General features: G+C 72.3%; 16 protein-coding genes. 8 read left to right on the top strand and 8 right to left on the bottom strand.

Annotated elements, in window-relative coordinates:
• Nucleotides 1-3: 3 nt before the first annotated feature.
• Together QM792_RS06070 and QM792_RS06065 are read right to left on the bottom strand one after the other, a co-directional pair.
• Nucleotides 4-639 carry an SDR family NAD(P)-dependent oxidoreductase gene (locus QM792_RS06070; protein WP_415148474.1) on the bottom strand — a complete coding sequence of 212 codons (636 nt, stop codon included), beginning with the start codon at nt 637-639 and terminating at the stop codon, nt 4-6.
• Nucleotides 636-1,826, bottom strand: a complete 1,191-nt coding sequence (locus tag QM792_RS06065) for a trans-sulfuration enzyme family protein (protein ID WP_415148472.1) — start codon at nt 1,824-1,826, stop codon at nt 636-638. Before QM792_RS06065 ends, QM792_RS06070 begins: the two co-directional genes overlap by 4 nt.
• Nucleotides 1,827-1,872: 46 nt before the next feature.
• Between QM792_RS06065 and QM792_RS06060 the strand changes: the two genes are divergently transcribed.
• The 4 genes from QM792_RS06060 (at nt 1,873) to QM792_RS06045 (ending at nt 5,955) form a co-directional block, all read left to right on the top strand.
• On the top strand, nt 1,873-2,568 hold the full coding sequence (locus QM792_RS06060; RefSeq protein ID WP_415148470.1) for a dienelactone hydrolase family protein: 696 nt from the start codon (nt 1,873-1,875) through the stop codon (nt 2,566-2,568).
• A 68-nt stretch (nt 2,569-2,636) separates the two neighbouring features.
• Nucleotides 2,637-3,026: a TraR/DksA family transcriptional regulator gene (locus tag QM792_RS06055; protein WP_415148468.1), complete on the top strand. Its 390-nt coding sequence runs from the start codon at nt 2,637-2,639 to the stop codon at nt 3,024-3,026.
• A 140-nt stretch (nt 3,027-3,166) separates the two neighbouring features.
• Nucleotides 3,167-3,901, top strand: coding sequence for a winged helix-turn-helix domain-containing protein (locus QM792_RS06050; protein ID WP_415148466.1), 735 nt, complete (start codon nt 3,167-3,169; stop codon nt 3,899-3,901).
• Nucleotides 3,898-5,955: an ATP-binding protein gene (locus tag QM792_RS06045; protein WP_415148465.1), complete on the top strand. Its 2,058-nt coding sequence runs from the start codon at nt 3,898-3,900 to the stop codon at nt 5,953-5,955. The genes QM792_RS06050 and QM792_RS06045 overlap by 4 nt, the downstream gene beginning before the upstream one ends.
• On the opposite strand, the gene QM792_RS06040 is transcribed toward QM792_RS06045, so the two are convergent.
• The gene (locus tag QM792_RS06040) at nt 5,918-6,634 is read right to left on the bottom strand and encodes a Crp/Fnr family transcriptional regulator (protein WP_415148464.1); all 717 of its coding nucleotides are present in this window, start codon (nt 6,632-6,634) and stop codon (nt 5,918-5,920) included. The two genes, QM792_RS06045 and QM792_RS06040, sit on opposite strands and share 38 nt — an antisense overlap.
• Nucleotides 6,635-6,828: 194 nt before the next feature.
• Here QM792_RS06040 and QM792_RS06035 point away from each other — a divergent pair, with 194 nt between their 5' ends.
• A complete protein-coding gene (locus QM792_RS06035; protein WP_415148463.1) occupies nt 6,829-7,656 on the top strand; it encodes a hypothetical protein in 828 nt (275 codons plus the stop codon).
• A gap of 2,140 nt (nt 7,657-9,796) precedes the next feature.
• On the opposite strand, the gene QM792_RS06030 is transcribed toward QM792_RS06035, so the two are convergent.
• Nucleotides 9,797-10,828 carry an isocitrate/isopropylmalate dehydrogenase family protein gene (locus QM792_RS06030; RefSeq protein ID WP_415148461.1) on the bottom strand — a complete coding sequence of 344 codons (1,032 nt, stop codon included), beginning with the start codon at nt 10,826-10,828 and terminating at the stop codon, nt 9,797-9,799.
• A 109-nt stretch (nt 10,829-10,937) separates the two neighbouring features.
• Between QM792_RS06030 and QM792_RS06025 the strand changes: the two genes are divergently transcribed.
• Nucleotides 10,938-11,471, top strand: a complete 534-nt coding sequence (locus QM792_RS06025) for a DUF421 domain-containing protein (protein WP_415148460.1) — start codon at nt 10,938-10,940, stop codon at nt 11,469-11,471.
• Nucleotides 11,472-11,484: 13 nt separating this feature from the next.
• Here the strand turns inward: QM792_RS06025 and QM792_RS06020 are convergent, their stop codons facing one another.
• Nucleotides 11,485-11,649: a DUF1328 domain-containing protein gene (locus tag QM792_RS06020; protein ID WP_415148458.1), complete on the bottom strand. Its 165-nt coding sequence runs from the start codon at nt 11,647-11,649 to the stop codon at nt 11,485-11,487.
• A 121-nt stretch (nt 11,650-11,770) separates the two neighbouring features.
• Entirely contained in the window at nt 11,771-12,406 is a 636-nt protein-coding gene (locus QM792_RS06015) for a response regulator (RefSeq protein WP_415151591.1), read from the bottom strand.
• 215 nt (nt 12,407-12,621) lie between these two features.
• Here QM792_RS06015 and QM792_RS06010 point away from each other — a divergent pair, with 215 nt between their 5' ends.
• Both QM792_RS06010 and QM792_RS06005 read left to right on the top strand, forming a co-directional pair.
• A complete protein-coding gene (locus tag QM792_RS06010; RefSeq protein WP_415148457.1) occupies nt 12,622-13,035 on the top strand; it encodes a BON domain-containing protein in 414 nt (137 codons plus the stop codon).
• A gap of 41 nt (nt 13,036-13,076) precedes the next feature.
• Nucleotides 13,077-13,394, top strand: coding sequence for a BON domain-containing protein (locus QM792_RS06005; RefSeq protein WP_415148456.1), 318 nt, complete (start codon nt 13,077-13,079; stop codon nt 13,392-13,394).
• Nucleotides 13,395-13,610: 216 nt separating this feature from the next.
• Here QM792_RS06005 and QM792_RS06000 read toward each other — a convergent pair whose 3' ends face one another.
• A complete protein-coding gene (locus tag QM792_RS06000) occupies nt 13,611-21,872 on the bottom strand; it encodes a GH36-type glycosyl hydrolase domain-containing protein (RefSeq protein ID WP_415148454.1) in 8,262 nt (2,753 codons plus the stop codon).
• Entirely contained in the window at nt 21,863-22,081 is a 219-nt protein-coding gene (locus QM792_RS05995) for a hypothetical protein (RefSeq protein WP_415148452.1), read from the bottom strand. Before QM792_RS05995 ends, QM792_RS06000 begins: the two co-directional genes overlap by 10 nt.
• Nucleotides 22,082-22,137: the final 56 nt, after the last annotated feature.

Genomic DNA, 22,137 nt, shown 5'->3' with positions numbered 1-22,137 from the left:
CGCTCAGCCCAGCTTCAGGTGCTGGCCGTGCACCGCCGCGCCGGCGCCGCCGGCGAGGAAGGCGATCGTGTCGGCGGCCGCGTCGAGGCTCACCCAGCCCGAGCGATCGGCATCGGGCATCGCGGCGCGGTTGGCCGGCGTGTCCAGCGTGGTCGGCGCGACGCTGTTGACGGCGATGCCGCTGCCGGCGAGTTCGGCCGCCAGCGTTTCCACCAGCCGCTGCAAGGCGCTCTTGGAGGCGATGTAGGCGCCCTTCAGCGGCTGCCCGTCGGCCGCCGCCGCGGCGCTGACGGCCACGATGCGGCCGCCGCCCTGGCGCTTCATCACCGGCACGCAGGCCTTGGCCAGCGCGACGAACGACCAAGCGTTCAACGCCATCATGCGCTGCCACGATTCGCGGCTGATCGCATCGACCGTCTCGCCCATCTCGAAGCCACCGGCCACGTGCACCAGCGCGTCGATGCGGCCGAGTTCGGCGACCACGCCCTGCACGATGGCCGCGACCGCCGCTTCGTCGGTGATGTCGACCTCGTCGCGGTCGAGCAGCACCAGCCGCGCGCCGTCGCGCTCGAAGCGCTGCGCCACCGCGCGGCCCAGCGCGCCGGCGGCGCCGGTGACCAGCACGACCGGCGCGCTCATCGCGCCGCCTCCTTCAGTGCCTGCGCGAGATCGCGCGTCAGGTCGTCGGGGTGTTCCAGCCCGACCGAGAAGCGCACGAAGTTGGGCGGGATGCCGGCCGCCTTCATCTGCGCCTCGTTCATCGTGCCCGACCACATCGCCGCGGTGTGCACGATCAGCGAGTCCACGCCGCCCAGGCTCACCGCGTGCGTGGGCAGTTCGAGCGCGGCGACGAAGCGGCTGGTGGCCTCGTAGCCGCCCTTCACCGCGAAGGCGATCACCGGCCCGCCGCCCTTCATCTGCCGCTTCGCCAGCGCGTGCTGCGGGTGGCTTTCCAGCGCCGGGTAGAACACGCGCTCGACCTGCGGCTGCGCCTCCAGCCAGCGCGCCACGGCCAGCGCGTTGGCGTTGATGCGCTCGACACGAACCGCCAGCGTGCGCAGGCCGCGCAGCAGCAGCCAGGCGTCCATGGGCGAGAGCACCGAGCCCAGCGTGATGTGCATGCGCCAGATGATTTCGGCCAGCTCGTTCGAGCAGCAGATCGCGCCGGCGGTCAGGTCGTGGTGGCCGCCGAGGATCTTGGTGGCGCTGTGCACCACCACGTCGATGCCCAGCGCATGCGGCCGCTGGTTCAGCGGCGAGGCGAAGGTGTTGTCGCACACCGTGGTGATGCCGCGCTCGCGCGCCAGGGCGGCAACGGCCGCGAGGTCGGTCAGCACCAGCGTCGGGTTGGCGGGCGTCTCCAGCATGATCAGCCGCGTTTCCGGGCGGATCGCCGCGCGCAGCGCCTCGACGTCGCTCTGCTCGACCAGCGTCGCGGTGACGCCAAAACGCGGCAGCACCTCGTCGAACAGCTTGGCGGTGCTCATGTAGTGGCGCGTCTGCGCCACCACGTGGTCGCCGGCCGACACCAGCGCCAGCACCGTGGTGCTGATCGCGCCCATGCCCGAACCGGTGAGCAGCGCCGTCTCGGTGCCCTCCAGCCCGGCGAGCACGGCGGAGACGCGCTCGTGCAGCGGGTTGCCGTAGCGTGTGTAGTAGGCGCCGTGGCGCGGCCGGTTCGCCATCTCGGCGAACTCGGCGGCGTCGCGCGCGCGGAAGGTGGCGCTGTAGTGGATCGGGGCGACCACGCTGGCGTCGTCGGCCAGCGCGGCGTCATCGTGCAGCACGCGGGTATCGGCGTGCCAGGCGGAGGTGGGTCGGCTCATGGGTGCATCATCGCAGCCCCGCGATTCATCTTTCACGAACAGGCCCATGCGACAGGAATGGATCTCGATCGACGCCGCCGACGGCGGCCGCTACGACGCCTACCTCGCGCTGCCGCCGGCCGGGCGCGGCCCGGGGCTGCTGCTGTTGCAGGAGATCTTCGGCGTGAACCGCCACATCCGCGCGGTGGCCGAGCAGTACGCGCAGGACGGCTTCGTGGTGCTGGCGCCCGACGTGTTCTGGCGCGAGGCGCCGCGCGTCGAGCTGGGCTACGTGGGCGCCGAGCGCGAGCGCGCGATGCAGTTGCTGGCGCGGGCCGACCGCGCCCGCCTCGCCGCCGACCTGGCCACCAGCGTCGCGGCGCTGCGCGCGCGGCCCGAGTGCACCGGCAAGGTCGGCGCCTTCGGCTACTGCCTGGGCGGGCGGCTCGCCTACCTGGCGGCCGCGACCACGGGGCTGGGCGCGGCGAGCTGCTTCTACGGCGGCGGCATCCACGACCAGTTGGAGCACGCGGCGCGCATCGACTGCCCGATCCAGTTCCACTACGGCGAACGCGACAGCCACATCCCGCTCGCGGCGGTCGAGAAGGTGAAAGCCGCCTGCGCCGGCCGGAAGAGCGCCGAATTCCACCTCTACGACGCCGAACACGGCTTCAACTGCTGGGAACGCGCCGCCTACCACGCGCCTTCGGCGGCGCTGGCGCATGCGCGCACGCTGGCGCTGTTCGCACGCGCGCTGTTCTGATTGTCCGCCGTCAAGCGAGCGCGGCCGGCACGGCCGGACAATGACGCCGACGCACCGAGGAGACGACGATGTCCACGACCTATCCGCTCGACCCGGCCGGCCCGGCCGCCGCGCATGTGCGCGCCGCGCTGACCGAACGCCAGGGCAAGCTGCGCGCGGAGGTCGAGGCGACGCGCGCACGCGGCGCATCCGACCCGCTGCGCGTGGCCCGCGAGTCGACCGACCGCGGCGAGGAAGCCGGCGCCGAGGTGGAGATCGGCATCAACGACGCCGAGGTCGCGCGCGACGTGGCCGAACTGCGTGCCATCGGCGAGGCGCTGGCGCGGCTCGACGCCGGGAAGTACGGCGAGTGCGTCGATTGCGAGGAGCTGATCGACGAGCGCCGGCTCGCCGCCGAGTTGTTCGCGGTGCGCTGCACCGCCTGCCAGGGACGCTTGGAGCTGGCGCGCCGGCGCTGATCGGGTCCGGCGAGACCATCCCCAGGCCGCGCCGCGGGCGCCGGCCCGCGGGCGTTCGCCCGAGTGCCCCTGCCCGGATTGATGCAGGCCAAGCCGGTGTCTAATGGGGCCCTTTCCGATTTCGCCATCCGATCCGATCCGTGACCCACCCGACCCATCTTGCGGTACTCGACGACGAGGTCGACATCACGCGCCTGCTGGGCCACTATCTGACGAGCCAGGGCTTTCGCGTCACCGAGCTGCACACGGGCGGCGCGCTGATGGAACTGATGGGCCGCGACGCGCCGGCGCTGGTGCTGCTCGACCTCGGCCTGCCCGGCGAGGACGGCTTCGCGATCGCGCGGCAGTTGCGCGAGCATTGGCACTGCGGGCTGGTGATCGTCACCGGCCGCGGCGACGCGATCGACAAGGTGGTCGGCCTCGAGGTCGGCGCCGACGACTACATCACCAAGCCCTTCGACCTGCGCGAGCTGGTGGCGCGCATCAAGGCCGTGCTGCGCCGCATCGAGCCGGCGCCGCTGCGCGCCGCCGCGCCGCCGGCCGCGCCCGCCGAGAAGACGCGGCTGCGCTTCGCGCACTGGCTGCTGGACACCGCCGCGCGCCGCCTCAGCGACGAGCAGGGCCGCGACATGGCGCTGACCAGCGGCGAGTTCGACCTGCTCTGCGTGTTCGCGCGCGCGCCGGGGCGCGTGCTGTCGCGCGACCACCTGCTCGAGCAGACGCGCGGGCGCAACGCCGGCCCGTTCGACCGCACGATCGACGTGCAGGTGGGCCGGCTGCGGCGCAAGCTCGAACGCGACCCGGAAGACCCGCAGATCATCAAGTCGGTGCGCGGCGCCGGCTACATCCTCGTGCCGCAGGTGCTGGCGGAATGACGATGGCGCCGACGCCGCCTCCGCCACCGCCCATCGGCCAGGGGCTGCCGAGCGGGCTCGACGAGGCGCTCGTCTTCCGCTCGCTGTTCGCCGCCTACCCCGACGGGCTGATCGTCGCCGACGCGCAGGGCCGCATCGTGCTGGCCAACGACGTGGCCGCGCGGCTGCTCGACTACGAGGTCGACGCGCTGGTCGGCCTGGGCGTCGAGGCGCTGGTGCCCGACGCGATCCGCCCGCGCCACGCCGACTACCGCGCCGCCTACGGCCGCGCGCCGCGGCCGCGCCCGATGGGCACGCAGATGGACCTGGTGGCGCGCCGCCGCGACGGCAGCGAGGTGATGGTGGAGATCGCGCTGAGCCCCTTGCAGGCGCACGGCGTGCCCTACGTGGTGGCGGCGATCCGCGCCATCGCCTCCTACCCGCGCGTGCGCCAGGCCTTGCAGCGCGCCCACTACGCCGAGCAGGTGGCGCAGTTCGGCCGCCTCGCGGTCGACGCGCGCGAGCCCGAGCCCTTGATCGAGGAAGTTCCGCGCGTCGCCGCCGAGGGGCTGAAGGTGTCGTGCGCCGCGGTCTATCTGTTGCAGGCGAACCGGCTCGACTTCCGCGTCGCCGCCTCGGTCGGCGCCTGCCCCGGCGAACTGCCCGGCGACATCGTGCCGAACCGGCCCGACACCCTGCCCGGCCGCGTGCACGCCGACTCGGCCCCGGTGCAGGCCGACGAGGCCGAGCGCAGCGCGCTGGCGGTGCCGCTGCTGGACCGCGGCCGCGTGATCGGCGCCATCGTCGCGCGCGCCGACGCGCCGGGGCGCTTCGGCGCCGACGAGCTGCGCTTCCTCGACGCGCTGGCCAGCCTGCTGGCCACCAGCCTGCAGCGCGCACAGACCGAGGAGCAGCTCAGCCACTCGCAGCGGCTGGAGAGCGTCGGCCAGCTCACCGGCGGCATCGCGCACGACTTCAACAACCTGCTGACGGTGATCTCCGGCAACCTGCAGGTGCTGGAAGACCTGCCGGCGATCGCCTCCGACGAGTTCGCGCAGCAGATCGTCGGCGCGGCGGCGCGCGCCAGCCGGCGCGGCGCCGACCTGACGAGCAAGCTGCTCGCCTTCTCGCGCCGCCAGGTGCTCGAGCCGACCGCGCTCGATGCCGGCGCGCTGCTGCGCTCGCTGGCCGACATGCTGCGCCGCACGCTCGACCAGCGCATCCGCATCGAGGTCGACGCGCCGCCCGACTGCCCGCCGGCGCTGGCCGACGCGCCGCAGCTCGAATCGGCGCTGCTGAACATCGCCATCAACGCGCGCGACGCGATGCCCGACGGCGGGCTGCTGTGGTTCGCCTGCCGCGAGGTGCCGGCGCGCTCGCCCGACCTGCCGGCCGAGCTGGCCGAGGTGGAAGGCACCAGCTACGTCGCGATCGCCGTCGGCGACACCGGCTGCGGCATGCCCGAGGAGACGCGCGAGCGCGCCTTCGAACCCTTCTTCACGACCAAGGGCCCCGGGCGCGGCACCGGCCTCGGGCTGGCGACGGTGTACGGCTTCGCCAAGCAGTCCAAGGGCGCGGTGGCGCTCGACAGCGCGCCCGGCAAGGGCACGACGATCACGCTGTTCCTGCCCGGCGAGCCGCACGCGGCGCGGGTCGAGGCCGCGGTGGAAAACACCGCCTCGACGCTGCCGCCGGGCCTGCGCGTGCTGCTGGTGGAAGACGACGCCGAGGTGCGCAGCGTGGCGCAGCGCTTCCTGGTGGCGCTGGGCTGCCGCGTGACGGCCTGCGCCAGCGCCGAGCAGGCCGACCCCGAGCTGCGCCCCGACGCCGGCATCGATCTGCTGATCACCGACATCGCGCTGGGCCCGGGCCTGCGCGGCACCGAGCTGGCCGAGCTGGCACGCCAGCGGCTGCCCGGCCTGCCGGTGCTGCTGATGAGCGGCTACGCCAGCGCGCTGCTCGAAGCGCCGCCCGGCTGGGACCTGCTGCGCAAGCCCTACACCCGCGCCGAGCTGGGGCGGGCGATGGCGCGCGCGCTCAGACCGTCGCCGCGGGCGCCACGCAGCCCTGGATGAAACGTTCGAGCGCCTCGACCTGCGGGATCTGGATCTCGCGGCGCCCCTTCTCGGCGAAGCGGATCACGTCGGTGCGCGCCAGGCGCGACAGCGCGCGGCTCACCGTCTCCAGCGTCATGCCCAGGTAGTTGCCGATCTCGGCGCGCGTCATGCGCAGCGTGATCTGGTCGGTGCGCAGGCCGCGCTCGGCCAGCGCGGCAGCCCAGTTGCGCAGGAAGTCGGCGACGCGCGCATCGGCCGGCAGCGTGCACAGCGACATCATCGAGTCGCGGTCGCGCCCGATCTCGCGGCTCATCGCCTCGTGCAGCACCTGCAGCAGCGCGGGCTTGGTCGCGCAGGCCTCGAGCAGTGCGTCGTAGCGGAACGACCAGACCTCGCCGGTGTCCATCGCGATCGCGTCGCAGCCGTAGTACCCGCTGGCGATGCCGTCGAAGCCCAGCCAGTCGCCGCGGAAGTGCAGGCCCACCACCTGCTCGCGGCCGTCGGTCGACAGGTTGACGATCTTGACCATACCCGAGTTCAGCACGTGCAGCGTGGTGAAGCGCTCGCCGGCCTGGTAGAGCACGTCGCCGGCGTGCACCACGCGGCGCTGGATGGGCAGCGCATCGCGCAGCAACTCGAGGCAGGCGGCGATCTGCTGGCTGCGGGTCTGGGCGGTCTGGACGATGTCGGCGTTCATGTTTGCTCCTGATCAATGCCGCCAGTCTCGTGCTTGACCGAAAACAATCGGCGAACCTTGTTTCGCGTTGCGTAACGCTGGGTAAACCGTTTGTCGCAGCGGCGTATCGGCGCCGAGCGGGCCCGACTTGTGCTCTCGCCGTTGACGGCCATCAAGGCCGCTTGCCCCGCCGGGCCCAGGATGCGAACCTGACCATGTACGCGCGCTCGTCCGTTCCCTACCGCCACCTGTGGGCGGTGGAAAACCTTTCCTCCGCCGACATCCGAGAGCTGCTGGACACGGCACGCCGCCTGCGCGCGGCGATGCGCGACAGCCAGGCCGGCACGCCGCTGCGCGGCCGCAACCTGGCGCTGCTGAACGACGCCGCGCCGGCCGAGGGTGCGGGCAGCCTGCGCCACGCGGCGGTGGGCCTGGGCGCGCAGGTGTCGCATCTGCGCCCGAGCGAGGCGCGGCTGTCGGCCGCCGATGCCGCCACCGCACGCCTGCTCGGGCGTCTGTACGACGCGATCGACTGCGAGGACATGCCCGCCGCGCTGGTGGCCGAGGTGGCGCGCGAGGCCGGCGTGCCGGTGTTCAACGGCCTGGGCGGCGCGCGCCACCCGACGCGCGTGCTGGCCGAACTGCTGGCGATCCAGGAGCGCAGCGGCAAGGCGCTCGACACGCTGAGCCTGCGCTTCGTCGGCGACCCGGGCAGCGCCTGCGGCGCGGCGCTGCTGCGCGCCGCCGCCGCCTGCGGCATCGAACTGCGCATCGCCGCGCCGCGCGACCGCTGGCCGCCGCCCGAACTGTGGGAGGCGCTGAAGGCCGGCGCGGTGGCGCGCGGCGGCCGTCTGCACCTGTTCGAGAGCGCCGCGCAAGCCGGCGAGGACAGCGACGTGACGCTCGACGGCGCCGGCGACCCGCCCTGGCCCTTCACCGCGCGCGGCGCGGCGCCGCGCGCCGACGAGTGCGACGAACCCGACGAACGCAGCAGCTACCGCGAGGCGGCGCTGCAGGCGATGCTGGTCGCGGCGATCAGCTAGGTTCGAAGTCGGCAAGAGAAGTCCACCGCTCACGGAACTCGACTGCCGACGAAGACCAACGGCTCGTTGACCGCAACATCGCCGCAATTCAGAGGCTGATCACCGCGGTCACGTAGATTCCGACGGCGACTGACATCTCAGCTCACAACATAAGTCAATCCACCGCACCTTCTGGTGTCAGCAACGCCCCAGCTTCTGTGGCTTCTGAAATCACCAGAATTGATCTATGTCGAGAGACAACCGCACCCCCTACAAGTTCTTGTGGGTTGACGATTACCTCTCGCACCGATCTACTCCTCCAACTGAATCTCTATCAAGAGGAGAATTTATGATAAATAACACTTTCGGTGGATTCTCAACATTTATATTGTCACTGCTATTTCTCCTACCAAGTCAAATTCAGGCGCAAACAACAGAGTTATCCATTTCTGACATCAAAACTAATAACAATGTCAGAACATTCTTTGCAAATCTAAGAGATCCTTCAAATTCGGCACCAGATGCCGTTCATTTCAACGCTGGTCAGGCCAAGTTGGTTATTTGCGAAGGTGGACTTCCATCCACTTGCAATGCTAGAAGCCTACAAGCGCAAGACGTACTACCTTACAAGGACAACGCATCCGACCGACACGCATTGCTCGTGATCCGAGGAAAAGGAGACTATCGGCTCTGTCGTCTATCAAGCGAAATAAGTTCTTCGACTCTGTCTTGCGAAGGCATCAGCGGCAGCGAACTAGTAGGCCTGACGGCGGTTGAGTCAATCAGTCGCCCTGCATTGCTCAAGTTGGCGGGCTCTAGATCCACAGACACATATCAATGCGGCGTTTCGCACAAGTTCGGACTTAAATGCTCCTCGGCACAGCGCCTTCAGACACGTCAAGGAGCATTTCTGTTTGGCAACTTTCTTGGCTCAGGGATCCAGGCCCTACTCCTATCTACCAGCGGCAATCGAATCTGTGAGATCGGAGGATCATGCAAGACTGCCAGTGGTTTGGACGGACTTCTCAATGTTGACTCGGTTGCGGCATCCGATCGTCTTCTTCTTGGGCAGGAACGAGCTGGTGTTTATGGATTTGGAAATACTCTTCAAACTGCATGCTTCGAGTATTTTACGTCTACATCATCCGTATCATTCCATTGCGAGCAATCAAGCCACGACGGCATCGACGGCAGCTTGGTCGCCTACTCAGTTCACGGCGGCGGTCGGGAAACTCGTGACTTCCTCTCGCTAGAAGTAAAGAAGAGTGGACAGCACGTACCTGGAAGAGCAAATCTCAATAGCTGGCTTAATCAGGAGTTGAAGGAACTGGCTGACAGAGTAAACTTCAATGCCGGCGGAAAGCCTTCACAACGTCTACGGAGCTTTCTATCGATCAATGAGAATGACTGGACAATGGTTCGTGTCGCCAAGGGTGGAATACACATTACGCCGCTTCTATTTGAAATATACGGTGGCCCGGACTTGTTTCTCGTACGAGACCCTCTCAGTACATTGGAAGAGGTATTTTGGTCTGACGCATGGGGATATGACAACTTCCTAGACATAATTCGCATGCTCGTGGAGTACGGCCCCATTCCCAGAGCTGAGTGCATTGCAGAGTGCGACCGCCAAAAGGCAATGCGAGACGACATGTGCGAAATCATAGGGTCAGCTGCCTTCTTCCTTGGCGAAGGCATAACAATTGGGATGACGGTAGCGACTAGCGTGTCAGGGCCGGGCGCAGTTGGCGTGTTTGTGACAGGGACTGTTACAAGCGCCGGGGTTGCGACAGCCGTAACTTCGACATGCAGGACAATGGCTTCTATCGAGCGATTGCAGTGCTACGCTCGTTGCCCGGCGAGATAAAGCGCTCAGTCTTCATTGGAGAGCGAGGGCGGTATGAAAGTCGTATTGAGCTTTCTTGCTGAGCACTATGTGTTGTCGGCGATGCTTTTGTTCATTGCCGGCGTCGCGGTTGGGTTTGTCTTAGCCTTTCGTAGGCGGACATGGCTTCACCGAGTCGCCGCCCTCTGGTTTGGCAACCGCGAGACCGGTCCCGACCCGACGCCTTGAGACGCAATTAACGGCGCCCCGCTCGCATGGCGGCGGCGCCCATCCGACAGGCACGCCGCCAGCCGGACTGTTTCTTACAAGCCACACTCAGCCGTTCCTGATCCGGCTCACCAGCGCCTTGGCGAACGTGCCGGTGCTGGCCGAGCCGCCCAGGTCACCGGTGCGCACGTTGTCGACGTTCAGCGTCGCGTCGATCGCGTTGCGCAGGCGGTCGCCCAGATCCTTGCGCTGCACGTGGTCGAGCATCAGCGCGGCGGCCAGCATCAGCGCGGTCGGATTCGCCTTGCCCTGGCCGGCGATGTCGGGCGCCGAGCCGTGCACGGCCTCGAAGATCGCCGCGTCACGGCCGATGTTGGCGCCGGGCGCCATGCCCAGCCCGCCGACCAGGCCAGCCACCAGGTCCGACAGGATGTCGCCGAACAGGTTGGTCGTCACCAGCACGTCGAACTGCCAGGGGTTGAGCACCAGCTTCATCGCGCAGGCATCGACGATCACCGTCTCCATCGCGATGCGGCCCTTGTACTTCTGCTCGTACAACTGTTCGGCCGTCTCCTTGAAGATGCCGGTCAGCGCCTTCATGATGTTGGCCTTGTGCACGATGGTCACCTTCCTGCGGCCGGTGGCGATGGCGTGCTCGAAGGCGTAGTCGAGGATGTGGCGGCAGCCGGCGCGCGTGTTGATGCCGGTGGCCATCGCCACGGCGTGCGGGTCGTCGTCGATCTGCACGTAGTGCTCGTGGCCGATGTACAGGCCCTCCAGGTTCTCGCGCACCACCACCAGGTCGATCTTGTCGAAGCGGCCGCCGGGCACGATGGTGCGCGCCGGGCGCAGGTTGGCGAAGAGGTTGAACTCCTCGCGCAGCCGCACGTTGCTGGAGCGGTAGCCGCCGCCGGAGGGCGTCTCCAGCGGGCCCTTGAGCGCCAGCCGGGTGCGGCGGATGCTGTCCAGCGTGGCCTGCGGCAGCGGATCGCCGGCCGCCTCGATGCCCGCCAGGCCGGCGGCCTGGGCGTCCCAGTCGAAGGGCGCGCCCAGCGCGTCCAGGGCCGCGAGCGTGGCCTCGACGATCTCGGGGCCTATGCCGTCACCGGCGATCAGGGTGGCGAGAATGCGCTGGGACATGGTCGTGTCTCTCGAAGGTTGCCGCGCCGGTCAGCGCGAAGGCGTCGAGGATAAACCGCGTCCTTGGCGCCGCGCTGACAGCGGCGGCCGGCGGCGCTAGAGTGCGCCGATGGGCGACGCCTTCTCGCTGCAACTCCATCCGCTCGAACTGGTGCTGCGCGGCAGCGCGATGTACTGGTTCCTGTTCCTGCTGTTCCGCTTCGTGCTGCGGCGCGACGCCGGCTCGGTGGGCCTGGCCGACATCCTGCTGCTGGTGGTGGTCGCCGACGCCTCGCAGAACGCGATGGCCGGCAGCTACACCAGCGTGCCCGACGGCATCGTGCTGGTGTCGACCATCGCCGCCTGGAACTGGCTGCTCGACTGGGGCGGCTACCGCAGCCGCTGGATCCGCCGCCTCGCCGAGCCGCCGCCGCTGGTGCTGGTGCGGCACGGGCGGCTGATGCGGCGCAACCTGCGGCGCGAGTTCATCACCGTGCCCGAGCTGATGGCCAGCCTGCGCGAGCACGGCATCGAGAAGCTGGCCGACGTGAAGATCGCCCGCATGGAGCCCGATGGGCAGATCAGCGTGATCCACGCCGGCCGGCGCGGCGCGGCCGCCGATGACGACGACGAGGCGCCGCGCCGCCGCACGCCGGGCGCCTGAGCGAAAGAACCCCTCAGCGCTTGCGGATCAGGCCGAACAGGAAGGACGCGGCGGCCAGCACCAGGAAGACGATGAACAGGATCTTCGCGATGCCCGCGGCGCTGGCGGCGATGCCGCCGAACCCGAACAGCGCGGCGATCAGCGCGATCACCAGAAAGACGACGGCGTAGTGCAGCATGGAGCGTCTCCGGACGGTTGGACAGGTGCGCCCAATCTAGGCCGCGCGCCGCACGCGGTCTGCCGGGCGCCGCCGCGCCGCCGGGTAGGACGGCGCCGACGCCGCCCCTCGCCCGCCCCTACTACTGGATCAGCCCGTTCTTCAGCGCGTAGTAGGTCAGCTCGCTGTTGGTGCTGAGCTTGAGCTTTTCCAGCACGCGCGTGCGGTAGGTGCTGACGGTCTTGACGCTGAGGAACATGTCGCCGGCCATGTGGCCGATGGTTTCGCCCTTGGCCAGGCGCAGGAACACCTGCAGCTCGCGTTCGCTGAGGTGCTCGTGCGGCGGCTTGTCGTTGCCGGCGCCGGCCGCGCCGTCGGCCAGCATCTCGGCCACCGCCGGGCTGATGTAGCGCCGCCCGCGGTAGACGGTGCGGATCGCGTTGACGATCTCGTCGGGCTCGCACTCCTTGTTGAGATAGCCGCTCGCGCCCTGGCGCAGCAAGGTGGTGGCGTAGTGCGCCTCCGGGAAGCCCGACAGGATCAGCACCGGCAGTTCGGGAAAGCGCGCCTTGATCGCCTGCATCGCGTCGACGCCGCTCTGGTCGGGCATCGAGATGTCCATCAGCAGCACGTCGACGTCGCCGGAGCGCGCCAGCTCCAGCGCCTCCTTGCCGTTGTTGGCCTCGCCCATCACGCGCAGGTCGACGTGCTCGGCGAGGAAGTTGCGCAGCCCGGAGCGCACGATGGCGTGGTCGTCGACGATGCCGACGCGGATCATGCTCATGAGCACCTCCTTCCAGCGAGACAAACGAGGAGCGTAGCAGTGGCGCCGCGAGCCGTCCGTCGGAGAAATCCTACACGCCGACCCGCGCATGCGTCGCGGTCCTACAGCGCGGCGCTCCGCCGCCCGACACCGGCGCCCGCGGCGCGGGGCGAGGATGCCGGCACGGTCCCGGCCACGCCGGGGACGCATCCGATGAAAGGACACCCACGATGATGAACCGCAAGCTCACCCTGATCCCCGCCGCCGTGGCGCTCGCGTTCGGCCTGGCCGCCTGCGACCGCGCCGAACAGCAAGCCGTCGGCGCCAAGGTCGACCAGGCCGTCGCCGGCGCGAAGGCCGAGGCCAACGACGCCGCGCAGGCGGCCAAGGAGAGCGTCAAGGAAGCCGGCGCGAACGTCGCCGCCGCCGCCAACGACGCGATGATCACCGCCCGCATCAACGCCGCGCTGGCCGCCGACGACCTGCTCAAGGCCACGCGCATCGACGTCGACACGCAGGCCGGCCACGTCGTGCTCAAGGGCTCGGCGCCGGACGCCGCCTCGCGCGAGCGCGCCACCACGCTGGCGCGCGCCGTCGAAGGCGTGGTCGAGGTGGACAACCGCCTGACGGTGGTCGCGAGCTGAACCGATCCGCAATTCCGTTGAACAACAAGGAGACCCATGCCATGAAGAAGATCGCCACCCTCGCCCTGGCCGCCGCCGCGTCGCTCGGCGTGCTCACCACCACCGGCTGCTCGGTCGCGCGCGACCAGCAGAGCGTCGGCTCCTACGTCGACGACGCGGCGCTGACCACGCGCGTCAAGGCCAAGCTCGCCGAGGACCCGGAGGTCAGCGCGATGTCGATCTCGGTCGAGACGCTCAAGGGCACGGTGCAGTTGTCGGGCTTCGCCAAGAACGCCACCGAGAAGGCGCGCGCCGAACAGCTCGCGCGCAACACCTCGGGCGTCTCCGCGGTGAAGAACGACATCGTCGTGCGCCCCTGAGGCCATGGCCGCCCGCGTCATCGCCTCGATGACGCTGGGCTTCGGCCTCGCCAACACCCCGGTGCGGCTGCATCCGGCCACCGCGAGCGCCGGCAGCGTGAGTTTCAGTCAGGCGGCGGCTGGCGCAGGCCGGCTCCCGCGCCGCGGGCAGGCCGGCGGGGTAGAAGCTGCCGCGCCAGGGCTCGCAGGCCCGGCCGCCGATGCCGACACGAATGCTCATCGCCGCGCCTCGCTCGGGTCGGCCTCGGCAGCCGGGCGCGGCGCGGCGGCTCCCTCCGGCGCGGGCCGGGGCGTGGCGTCGACGACGTAGAAGCCGCCTTCCTCCAGGTCCTCGAACGGCCACCACTCGCGCGCCGGCAGCGCGCCGCGGCAGTCGGCTTGCGCGAGGCGGCGCGCCAGCGCGTCCTCGCCGCTGACCAGCAGCAGGCGCAGCGGGCCGAGGCGCAGTTCCACCTCGTGCCAGTGCGGCGGCAGGCAGGGGGCGATGCCCAGCCAGCCGGGGCGCAGCGACAAGCCGATCAGCGACTCCACCGCCGCGCGCCACATCCAGCCGGCGCTGCCGGTGTACCAGCTCCAGCCGCACTGGCCGGCCCAGGGCGCGGCGCTGTAGATGTCGCCGGCCAGCACGTAGGGCTCGCCGCCGTAGGCGGCGCGCAGCCGCGCATCCTCGCCGCGGTGCGCCGGGCTGGCGGACTTCCACCACGCCCAGGCCCAGTCGGGCCGCTGCAGCATCGCCGCGGCCATCACCGCCCAGGCGGCGGCGTGGTTGTACTGGCCGCCGTTCTCGCGCACCCCCGCAGCATAGGCCTGGATGTAGCCGGCCTCGGGCTGCGCATGCGCGAGCGGCGGCGTCAGCAGGCGCAGCAGGCGGTGTTCGTCGTCCCACAGCCACTGCTGCGCCGAGGCCAGCGCCGTGGCGGCGCGCTGCGGCCGGCCGGCGCCCGACAGCACGCTCCAGGCCTGCGCGATCAGGTCGATGCGGCATTCGGTGTTGGCGGCCGAGCCGAGCCAGGAGCCGTCGTCGAAGGTGGCGCGGCGATACCAGCGGCCGTCCCAGGCGTGTTCGTCGACGGCTGCGGCGAAGGCGCGGCGGGCCTCGCTCCAGCGCCGTTCGCGCGCCGCGTCGCCGGCGCGCCGCGCGAGCGGCAGCATCGCGTCGATCGTGGCGCACAGGAACCACGCCAGCCACACCGATTCGCCGCGCCCGCCGTGGCCGACGCGGTTCATGCCGTCGTTCCAGTCGCCGCTGCCGATCAGCGGCAGGCCGTGCCTGCCGCTCGCGAGGCTGATGTCGACGGCGCGCGCGGCGTGTTCGTAGAGCGTGGCGCGCTGATCGCCGGCACGCGGCGTTTCGTAGATGTCCTCGGCGCCGTCCGGCACCGGGCTGCCCTCGATGAACGGCACCTGCTCGTCGAGCAGCGCGGTGTCGCCGGTGCGCTCGACGTAGTGCGCCAGCGCGAAGGCGAGCCAGACGCGGTCGTCGGAAAAGTGCGTGCGCACGCCGGCGCCGCCGGGCTCGTGCCACCAGTGCTGCACGTCGCCCTCGGGGAACTGGCGCGCCGCGCTGGCGCGCAACTGCCGCGCCAGTTGCGAGGCGTCGAGCGGCAGCAGCGCCATCGCGTCCTGCAACTGGTCGCGGAAGCCGAACGCGCCGCCGGCCTGGTAGTAGCCGGCGCGCGCCCACAGCCGGCAGGCCAGCGTCTGGTAGGGCAGCCAGTGGTTGACCATCGCGTCGAAGCGCGCGTCGGGCGTGTGCACCTGCAAGGGCGCGACGAGGCGGCGCCACTGCTCGCGCTGGCGCGCCAGGCGCTGGCCGGGCGCGACGGCCAGCGCGGCGGCCAGCGCGGCGCCGGCCTCGGCCGGCTGGTCGACGTGGCCGAGCAGCAGGCACAGCGTGACCGGCCGGTCGTGCCCGACCACCACGCGCCGGCCGATCGCCGCGCACGGATCGCCGCCCGGGCCGGCCGCCTGGCCGAGCTGCGCCGGCAGCACCAGGCGGCCCCGCGCGTCGTGGAACTCGCGCCGGTCGCAGGTCCATTCGTGCGGCGCGTCGTCGTCGCCGCCGGCCAGCGCCAGCCAGGCGGTCGCGCCGCCGAAGCCGCCGGCCGCGTCGAGCTGCGTCGCCAGCAGCGCGACGCCGCCGCCGCGCGGCTCGATGCAGCGTGTCGCCACGCTGGCGCGCGAGCGCGCCGCGTCGCCCAGCAGCCACTCCACCAGCGCCACCACGCGCAGCGCGCGCGTGCCGCCGCTGCCGCGCGCCAGCTCGATGCGGCACTGCTTCAGCGCGGCCTCGGCGTCGACGCACCATTCGAGCGTGATGTCGATGCCCTCGATGCGCTGCGTCATGCGCGTGAAGCCGATGCCGTGCTCCACCGTGCGCTCGCCGGCGCCTTGCAGCGCGCGCCCGAGCGGCCAGACGCGGCCGCTGGCCGGGTCTTCGAGCAGCAGCCATTCGCCCGGCGGGTCGGCCAGCGGGTCGTTGGCCCAGCGCGTGATCTGGTGCATGCGGCTGTTGCCGGCCCAGGTGTGGCCGCCGCCCATCTCGCTGAGGTGGCAGCCGAAGCGCGGGTTGGCGAGCACGTTGATCCACGGCCGCGGCGGGTGCGCCGCGGCGCCGATCGCGAAGCGGCAGCGGCCGTCGCCGGCGTCGAAGGCGACGGCCGGCGCCTCGACGCGCGCCGGCCGCGCCACCCCGGCGCGCCACGGCGTCTCGACCACCCGCGCGCGCTGCGCGTCGCGGCGCGCGCGCTCGCGCGCATGGCGCTCGGCCAGGCGCTCGACCTGCTCGGCCAGCGAGCGCCCGTCGGCATGCAGGCGCACACGCGCCAGCAGCGCCAGCGTGGCGCGTTCGTCGCGGTCGAGCTCGCCCTCGCGCAGCAGCTTGACGGCGGGCCGCGCGGCGCCGGCCTCGGCCTCCACCGGCAGCCAGTGCAGCAACTGGTGCTGCACCGGCGTCTGGTACGAGGGCGGCTCGCCGTTGACGATCACCAGGTCGACGCCCTGCCCCGCCGCGGTCCAGGCCGGCAGCGCGCGCAGCAGCGTGTGCACCAGCGCGAGCCCGGCCTCGCCGCGGATCGTCACCGCCAGGATCGGGCGGTCGCCGCCGATGCCGTGGCGCCACAGCGCGCGCCGGTCGCAGCGTTCGATGCCGGCCGGCAGCTCGCGCGCGTGCAGGCCCGACAGCAGCGTCTGCAAACGCAGCAGCGCGGCCCAGTCGGGCGCGTCGATGCGCATGTCGTGCAGCAGGATGGAGGCCATCGTGTGCGACAGGTTCGAGGCGCGCTCGGCGTGCTGCGGATGGCGGCAGGCGTCGACCACGGTCTCCAGCACCTCCTGCGAGGTGCCGGCGGCGCACAGGAAGGTCAGCGCGGCGCTCGCGCCGGCGGCCAGCGTCAGGCGCACCGACAGCACCGCCACCGGGTCGAGCCCGGTGTCCAGCGCGCGGCCGGGCAGGGCCGGCGGCGCGTCGGCGGCGTCGGCCGGCGCCGGCATCGCCTCCGCGCCGCCCGGGCCCAGCGGCAGCGCCGCGCTGCCGTGGCGGCCCAGCCAGCGGCGCCGGTCGGCGCAGGGCTGCACGCGCAGCGCCATGTCGGGCGGGCCGCTGCTGCTGGTCAGCGCGTGCACGGCGCGCCACTCGGCGTCGCCGTGCAGGCGCGGGCGGCGGCGCAGCCACAGCGCGTGTTCGGCCGCGTCCCAGGCCGCCTCGACGAACAGCTTGGAGAAAGCCGGGTGCGCCTCGTCGGCCGCCTGCGGCGCGAGCGTCGGCTCGCTGGCGAGGTGCACGATCAGCTCGATCGCGCGCGCGCCGGTGTTGCACAGCTCGACCCGGCGCAGCTCGGCGTCGTCCTCGGGGCTGACCCAGACGGTGCAGCGCGACTCCAGGTCGCTCCAGCGGCAGTCGAACAGCACGCGGTCGGGCAGCATGCGGCAGTGGTAGTGCGCCTCGGGGTCGGCGGCCGGGTGCGTGCTCAGCGAGTGGCGCGGCGCGGCGTCGCCGCGCTGCAGGTAGACGAAGGTGCCGTGCTCGTCGCGCGGCGCGTCGTCGCGCCAGCGTGTCAGGCCCACGCCCTGCGCCTGCGACCAGCCGGCGCCGTTGCTGCGCAGCACCACGCCGTAGCGGCGGTTGCCGAGCCAGTGCGTGGGCGGCAGCGCGTCGGCCAGCGGCGCGCCACCGAGCGCCAGCGCCTCGCGGCCGCTGCGGCGCGGCGGCGGCGCGGCGGGGCGCTCGCGCAGCGGCTGCAATTCGCGCGGCGCGCGCTCGTGCAGCAGCCCGGCCACCGCGCGCAGGTGCGGCGCGCGCCGCGCCCAGGCCTGCGGCGCGCCGCCGCTGAGCACCGACACCGCGGCCACCAGCAGCATCGCCTGGTGGTGCGACATGTGCGTCTGCACCAGCGTGTGGCTGCCGCCGTCGGCCTGGCGCTGCGGGCTGTAGTCGATGGACTCGATGAAGCCGCGCTCGCGGCGCGCGCCGAGCGCCTCGAGCGCGCGCAGGTTGGCCACCGCCGCGCCCGCGTCGACCAGCAGCGCCAGGCCGCTGGCATAGGGCGCGATCACGCGCTCGTCGGCCGGCGTGCGGCGCAGCGCCAGCCGCGCCACGCCCTGCGGGCCGTACTGGTAGGCCATCGTGTGGTCCTGCAGCGCGATGGCCGACTCGGAGATGCCCCAGGGCGTGCCGTGCGGGCGCGCCTCGCGTCGCTGCTCGGCCACCGCGACGCGCGCCGAGCGCCACAGCAGGCTGCCCGGCGGCTCCTCCAGCAGCAGCGCGGGCATCAGGTACTCGAACATCGAGCCCGACCAGGAGCGCAGCAGCGGCTCGCGCCCCACCGCCACGGTCGGGCGGCCGAGCGCGCGCCAGTGCTCGGCCGGCAGGTCGCCCTTGGCGATCGCCACCAGCGAGCTCAGCCGCGCCTCGCTGGCCATCAGGTCGTAGTGGCCGCGGTCAAGCTCGTCGCGATCGACGTGCCAGCCGATGTGCAGCAGGCGGCGCCGCGGGTCGTACAGCGGCCGGAAGTCCACCGCCAGCGCCAGCGCCAGCGCGCGCCGCGCCGAGCGGCGCAGCGATTCGCGCGCGGGCTCGCCGGCCGCGTCGGGCCCGGCGCCGGCGGCGCGTTCCTCGCAGGCCTGCGCCAGCACCATCAGGCAGGCGACGAGGTTGCCGCTGTCGACCGCCGAGACGTACAGCGGCTGCAAGGCCGCGCCGCTTTGCGTGTCGATCCAGTTCGGCAGATGGCCGTGGTGCCGGGGCAGGCGCTCGACGCTGTCCAGCGTGGCGGCGATGCGCTCGGCCATCTGCGCGGTGTCGATGAAGCCCATCTCGCGCGCGCAGGCGACGGCCAGCAGGTACAGGCCGATGTTCGTGGGCGAGGTGCGGTGCGCCACCAGCAGGCGCGGCACCAGTTGCACGTTGTCGGGCGGCAGGTGCAGGTCGGCGGCGCCCACGTGCTCTTCGTAGAAGCGCCAGGTGTCGCGCGCCACGCCGCGCAGGTAGTCGAGGTCGGCGCGGTCGAGCTGCTCGCGCTCGTGCCGCGCCGGGCGGCTGGCCAGCCAGGTCCAGACCGGCGCCAGCGCCCACAGCGTCAGCAGCGGCGCGGCCGCGTCCCAGCGCACCGGCGCGCCGAAGCGGGCCGCGAGCGCCAGCAGCAGCGCGAGGGCCGCCGCCAGCGCCGGCTCGCGCCAGTGGCGCCGCAGCAGCTCGGGCAGATGCGTGCTGGCCGCCGCCTGGGCCGCGGCGGCGGTGGTCCATTGCAGCGTCAGGCGCTGCGAGACGAAACAGCGCCACAGCGCGCGCGCGATCGCGTCGGCGTAGAGCTGCGCCTGCGCCAGCAACTGCGCGAGCTGCCACAGCGCGAGCGCGGCGCAGCGCAGCAGCCCGGCGCCGGCCTGTGCGAAGAAGCGCGCCAGCGCGATGTCGTCGCGGCTCGGCGCGAGCGCGGCCAGCGCGCCGATCAGCGGGCCGGCGACGAAGGCGGCCAGCACCACCGCCAGCGCCGTCGCCAGCGGCAGCGCGCCGAAGGCCAGCGCCAGCAGCAGCAGCGCCAGCGCGCACGGCGCCACCAGCGAGCGGCGCAGGTTGTCGAGCATCTTCCAGCGGTTGATCGCCGCCACGCGCACGCCGCCGGCGCCGAACAGGAAGAGCAGCAACTGCCAGTCGCCGCGTGTCCAGCGGTGCAGGCGCGAGGCGGCCACGTCGGCGTGCAGCGGCGCGTCCTCGAACACGGTGACGCCGCTGGCGGCGGCGCAGCGCGCCAGCGAGCCTTCGAGCAGGTCGTGGCTGAGCAGTTGCCCGTCGGCGAAGCGCCGCGCCAGCGCGGCGTGCGCGGCGCGCACGTCGATCAGCCCCTTGCCGCTGAAGCTGCCTTCGCCGAACAGGTCCTGGTAGACCTCGGAGGCGGCGGCGCTGTACGGGTCGAGCCCGTTCTCGCCGTTGAAGAGGGCGTGGTACGGCGTCACCGACCCGGGCGCCGACAGCGGCGTCTCGACGCGCGGCTGCACGATCGCGTAGCCGGCGACGACGCGCCGCTGCGCGGCGTCGAAGCGCGGCCGGTGCAGCGGGTGCGCGGCGATGCCGACCAGCTCGCGCAGCCGGCCGGGCAGCAGGTCGGTGTCGGCGTCTAGCGTCAGCAGGTAGCGCACGCCGGGGCGCGGCGTGGACAGCGCGCCCAGCTCGATGAAGGGGCGGTAGGCGGACTCGCCCTCGGCCAGCACGCGCAGCAGCGCCTCGATCTTGCCGCGCTTGCGCTCCCAGCCGATCCAGCGCTGCTCGCTGTCGCTGAAGGCGCGCTCGCGGTGCAGCAGCAGGAAACGCGGCGCAGTCTGCGGGTCGGCGCCGTGGCGCCAGTTCAGCGCGGCGATGGCCGCGACGGCGGCGTCGAGCAGCGCCGCGTCGCCGGGCAGCCGCCGCACCGGCGCGTCGGCGTAGTCGGACAGCAGCGCGAACTGCGCCTCGTGTTCGGGGCTGGCGAGCGCGTGCTGCTCGAGCTGCGCGACGTGGCGCGCCAGCTCGTCGGCCGAGGCCAGCAGCACCGGCATCACCACCAGGCAGCGCTCGCCCGGCCCCAGGCCCCGCGCCAGCGCCAGCCGCGGCAACTGCGCCGGCGCCACCGATTCGCTGACCAGCCGGTTCAGCACCGCCACGCAGGCCTCGCTGAGCGGCACGGCGGCCGCGAGCAGCGTCAGCCACCACAGCCAGGCGGGGCCGCCGCGCGGCGCCGCGCCCATCACCCAGGCCAGCGTGCCGGCCAGGCCGAGCGCGATGGCCAGCAGGTAGGCCGGCGTGGCGGCGCGCCGCCAGGCCTCGCTGGCGCGGCGCGGCAGCCGGCGCGGCGGCAGGCCGAGGCGCGCGCGCAGCGTGTTCTCGCCGGGGCCGCGCCACCACCAGGCCAGCGCGGCGTTGGCCGGCGGCTCGCCGGCGCCGTCCCAGGCCTGCGTCGCCAGCGTCACCAGCAGGCGCGCCACCTCGGTCTCGCTGCGGCCGCTGCGGCGCGCCAGCGCCTCGATGGCGTCGAGCGTGGCGCCGCGCGTGGCGAGGTCTTCGGCGGCGTGCACCGGCGAGGTTTCGAGCGCGCGCAGCGTCTCGCTGAGCGGCTCGATCAGGCGTTCCCAGTCGGTGCGCGCCAGCGTGTGCAGCGTGGTGATGGCGTGGCGGATGCTCTGCTGGTCTTCGGCGGTCTGGTTCTGCAGCGTCACCAGCGCGGCGTGCGGATCGGGCAGCCGCGGCGCCAGCCAGGTGGCGATGGCGTCGCGCTGCGGCACGCCGTCCTCCAGGTCGAGGCGCTGCCACAGCGTCAGCAGGAAGGCGCCCAGCGAGCCGCGCTCGTCGAGCGCACGCACTTCGTCGTCGGTGGGCGCCAGCGCGGCCGGGTCGCCGGGCACGGCCGCGCCGTCGACCCAGGCGTGGGCGGCGTCGCGCGCGGCGTTGCGCGCCACCACGCGCTCGGCCAGGCGGCGCAGGTTCTCCACCAGCACGACGCGCAGCGTGGTGTGCAGCGCGCGCAGCTCGCCGACGGTCAGCGGCTGCACCTCCTGGTAGGCGGCGAGGAAGCGCGTGAACAGCGCCGCGTCGAAACCGCTGTCGCTGTGCGCCACCCAGGCCCAGGCGATGCCGTAGATGCGCGGCAGGCCGCGCAGCGCGGCGTCGCGCACCACCGGCAGGCGGCGGTAGAAGCGCAGCGGCAGGGCCTCGCGGATGGCGCCGAGCTGCTCGTCGATCAGCGTGGCGTTGTCGAGCAGCCATTGCGCGGTGGGCGAGAGGTGGCGGCCCTGGCTCGCGCTGGCCTCCAGCGCGCTCATCGCGCGGCGCAGCGCGGCGATGTTGTCGGCCAGGCGCGGGAAGAAGCTGTTGTCCAGCGGCCGCCAGCCGCGGCTGGACTGCGCCTCGGCGAGGCTGGCGCCGTGCTGCGCGAAGCGCGTCTCGCCGAACAGCACCGAGCGGATCGGCGCGTCCGGGGGCGCGCCGCGCAGCGCGCCCCTCAGGTCCACAGCGCCGGCAGCAGCATCAGCCCCGTGACGGCGAGCACCACCGTCGCGAAGCGCGGCCCGAGCAGGCGATGCGCCGCGTCCAGGCCCTGCGCGGCGCTGCGCCAAGCGCGCCGCGTCCAGCACTGCGCCACGTGGCGGCGCAGTTCGCGGCGGTGCATGGCGATCCAGGCATCGCTGCCGTGGGCGGAAAAGGTGTCGCGCGTCGTCATGGCGGGTGCTCCTCGGGTGAGCCGCCAGTCTGGATTCGGCGCGCGCGCCGCGGGGC

This window comes from Piscinibacter sp. (assembly GCF_047600445.1).
GTDB lineage: Bacteria > Pseudomonadota > Gammaproteobacteria > Burkholderiales > Burkholderiaceae_C > Piscinibacter.
The sequence above is the reverse complement of the archived record's forward strand: the minus strand, read 5'-3'. Positions and strand labels throughout refer to the sequence as shown.